4 protein-coding genes are annotated in these 3,093 nt (G+C 71.1%); 2 read left to right on the top strand and 2 right to left on the bottom strand.

From position 1 onward, the window contains the following. Positions 1 to 146 precede the first annotated feature (146 nt). On the top strand, positions 147 to 473 hold the full coding sequence (locus tag AC27IQ_RS21340; protein ID WP_487090698.1) for a sensor histidine kinase: 327 nt from the start codon (positions 147 to 149) through the stop codon (positions 471 to 473). A 106-nt stretch (positions 474 to 579) separates the two neighbouring features. Here the strand turns inward: AC27IQ_RS21340 and AC27IQ_RS21335 are convergent, their stop codons facing one another. Beyond that, a complete protein-coding gene (locus AC27IQ_RS21335; RefSeq protein WP_487090697.1) occupies positions 580 to 1,257 on the bottom strand; it encodes a hypothetical protein in 678 nt (225 codons plus the stop codon). A gap of 192 nt (positions 1,258 to 1,449) precedes the next feature. Continuing rightward, positions 1,450 to 1,716 carry a DUF1653 domain-containing protein gene (locus AC27IQ_RS21330; RefSeq protein ID WP_284429081.1) on the bottom strand — a complete coding sequence of 89 codons (267 nt, stop codon included), beginning with the start codon at positions 1,714 to 1,716 and terminating at the stop codon, positions 1,450 to 1,452. A 38-nt stretch (positions 1,717 to 1,754) separates the two neighbouring features. On the opposite strand from AC27IQ_RS21330, the gene AC27IQ_RS21325 reads away from it, so the two are divergent. Beyond that, a partial coding sequence (locus AC27IQ_RS21325) for a M48 family metallopeptidase (RefSeq protein WP_487090696.1) occupies positions 1,755 to 3,093 on the top strand: 1,339 nt, incomplete at its 3' end.

The following is a 3,093-nucleotide window of genomic DNA, read 5'->3' as shown; positions in this document are numbered from 1 at the left end:
CGAGCCAGTGGCGCCGCTGGACATCGGGGCGCTGCTGCAGAGCCTGGTGGACGACGCGCAGGACTGCGGCCACGCCGTCACGCTGCAGGCAGCGCACGGCCGCTGCCTGCGCGGGTGGGCGCGCTGCGCGCTGCATCGGCAACCTGGTGGGCAACGCCGTGCGCTACGGCGGCGGCGCCGAGATCACGCTGAGCGACGATGGCGCCGCGGTGCGCATCGCCGTGCGCGACCATGGGCCCGGCCTGCCCGAGCAGGAGCTGGACCGGGTGATGCAGCCCTTCTACCGCGTGGAGGGCTCGCGCAACCGGCACAGCGGCGGCGTGGGCCTGGGGCTGTCGATCGCGCACGACATCGCGCAACGCCATGGCGGCAGCCTGCAGCTGGGCAATGCGCCAGGCGGCGGTCTGGTTGCCACCGTCACGCTGCCGCGCGGGGACAGGGACGGGGACGGCCAGGCAATGCGTTTGCTATAAAAACAATAGCTGCGGAGGCAATCAACCTTCTGGCGCTGGCACGTCGGCGCATCGAATTGCTCTGGCGGGGGCCGGGAGGGGATGGTTCGCGTCGCCCCCGCTCCGGCTAAGACCGTTGGAAGAAATGGCGCAGCCGCTGCGCGATTCCCCCGGAGGGGGCATGCGCCGGCGCGGTGGTGGCCGCCGCCGCGGTCGGCAAGCGGGCTTGCGCCTTGGCCTGGGCCTTGGCCTGTGCCTTGGCCCGCGCCTTGTCCTCGGCATCGAACAGATCCTGCAGGGTGACCCTCGTCGCTTGTGCCTCCAGCTCGGGCTCTTCGGCGATGGTGAACAGGGTCCGGCCTTGCAGTCGGGCCATCGCGGCTTGCACCTCGGTGCTCTCGTCGGCCTGGATCTCCTCGGCGTGTGCCGAATCCGGTACGGGCTGCGCTGCGGGCGGCGGCTCCTGCCGGATCTCCGGGTGCGCCCCGGAGGGGGCTTGCGCCGCCGGCGGTTCCGCTGCGGGGCGGGGGAGCGGGGCGGTAAAGGCCGGTCCCGCGCTCGCGTTCATGTAGCGGATGGCGGAGGCCACGTCGGACGCCCGCTGGCTGGCAGTGCCGTCCAGGGGCTGGCGCGGCCGGGGCGCCGTTTGTGGCTTGGAATGGCGCCCCACCAGGCCGGACAGCAGGCCGCCACCGCCGTGGCTGCTGCTGGCTTTGGGCGCCGTACCCACTGTTTTCCCGGGCGAGGTCGACGGGGCCGCGTTCGGGGTGGGACGGGAGTGCGGCAGCAGTTTGGAAAATTTCACGGACCAGACCTTCGTTTCAACTGGCACAGACCAGAGGATGAAACAGGATGGTGTTCCTGGTGCAGTGGAATTCGCTTTGCCGCACGAACGCGCCGTGGCCCATACGAAGCTGGCGTATTGCAACGGATTAGAATTAATTTGCTATAAAAATAATAGCTACAAAGGTAATCGGATCTAGGGCATTCGGCACTTCTATGGCTTGGCCGCGGGCACGGCTTCCGGCGATGCCTGCACCCGCTCGAAGCGCGGCTGCGCCCGTCCGTCGATCACCACGGTTTCCTCGAACATCGCGGCGGGCCGCACCCACAGCCCCCGCTCGCCGTAGAGCGCGCGGTACAGCGTCATGGGCTCCAGCGTCTCGCTGTGGCGCGCGGTGTCGATCACCTCGTACAGCAGGCCCTTGTAGTGGCGATAGAGGCCGGGCGGGGTGGGGCGCAGGGCGGGAAGGTCGTCGGTCATGGATACGATAGGGGATTGGCAAACGGGGATGGCGGGACATGGACCAGGCGGATTTCGTTCACATGGTGCGCATGAGCGAGCACGCGAGCGCTGAAGACTCCAGCGCGTACCGGCGCAGTGTCGCCGCTTTCGCGGCCCTGGGGTACGCCTGGGTGGTGGGTTGCCTGCTGCTGTCGGCGGGGCTGCTGGCCTGGGTGTTGCCCCAGTTGTGGCATGGCCGCTTTCGCGTGGCCTACGTGTGGGTGGTGCTCGGGGCGGGCGGCCTGCTGTGGACCTGCCTGCGCGCGCTCTGGGTGCGCATCGATGCGCCCGATGGCCTGCCCATCACGGCGGCCGATGCGCCCGGCCTGTTCGAGGCGCTGGAGCGCATCCGCACCAAGGTCAAGGGCCCGGCGCTGCACGGCGTGTACCTGGACGGCGACTTCAACGCCAGCATCCGGCAGACGCCGCGCTGGGGCCTGTTCGGCGGCGCGGTCAACCACCTCACCATCGGCCTGCCGCTCGTCATGGCGCTGGACAAGCCGCGCCTGATGGCCGTGCTGGCGCACGAATATGGCCACCTGCGCGGTGGCCACGGCCAATTCACCGCCTGGATCTACCGCACGCGGCTGGGCTGGCTGCGCCTGCACGAGGGCCTGCGCGATGGCAGCGGGCCGGTGGCGGCGGCCACGCAGGCCTTCCTGCGTTGGTACTTCCCGCGCTTCGCCGCGCGGACGTTCGCCCTGGCGCGCCAGGACGAATACGAGGCGGACCGCATCGCCGGCCGGTTGCTGGGCCCCGACGTGGCGGCTGCTGCGCTGGCCGAGATCGAGATCAAGGCCGCCTGGCTGGCGGACGAGTTCTGGCCCGGGCACTGGCGCACGGCCGTGGCTCACCCGCTGCCGGTGGGTCCCTACGGCGCCCTGCGACGCCTGCTGGCGATGCCGGTCGATGCCGGCTTCGCCCAGGAGGCGCTGCGCCAGGCCGTGCGGCGCATCAGCGGCGTGGACGACACCCACCCGGTGCTGCGCGACCGGGTCGAGGCGCTCACCGGTGCGCGGCCTGCCCTGCCCGAGGGATCGCGCCGCGGCGCCCTGTCGCTGCTGGGCCGCGATCCGCAGCGCTGGATCGACCATTTCGACCGCCTGTGGTGCCAGGAAAACGCCACCGGCTGGAAGGAACACCACGCCTGGCTGACCCGGGTGCGCGAACGGGCCGAGGCGCTGAAAGCCAGCGCGGCCCGCCACAACGCCGACGAAACCGTGGAATGGGCCACGCTGCTGCGCCAGCTGGACCCCGCCGCCGATGTGCGCCCCCTGTACGAGGCCGCCCTGCAGCGCAGCAGCGAGCACGCCGGCGCGCTGCAGGGGCTGGCCCGCTGCCTGCCGGCCCCCGACC

It is taken from the genome of Acidovorax sp. KPB24-07 (genome assembly GCF_057543315.1).
Note: the sequence above shows the minus strand (reverse complement) of the source record. Positions and strands in the feature narration are given on the sequence as shown.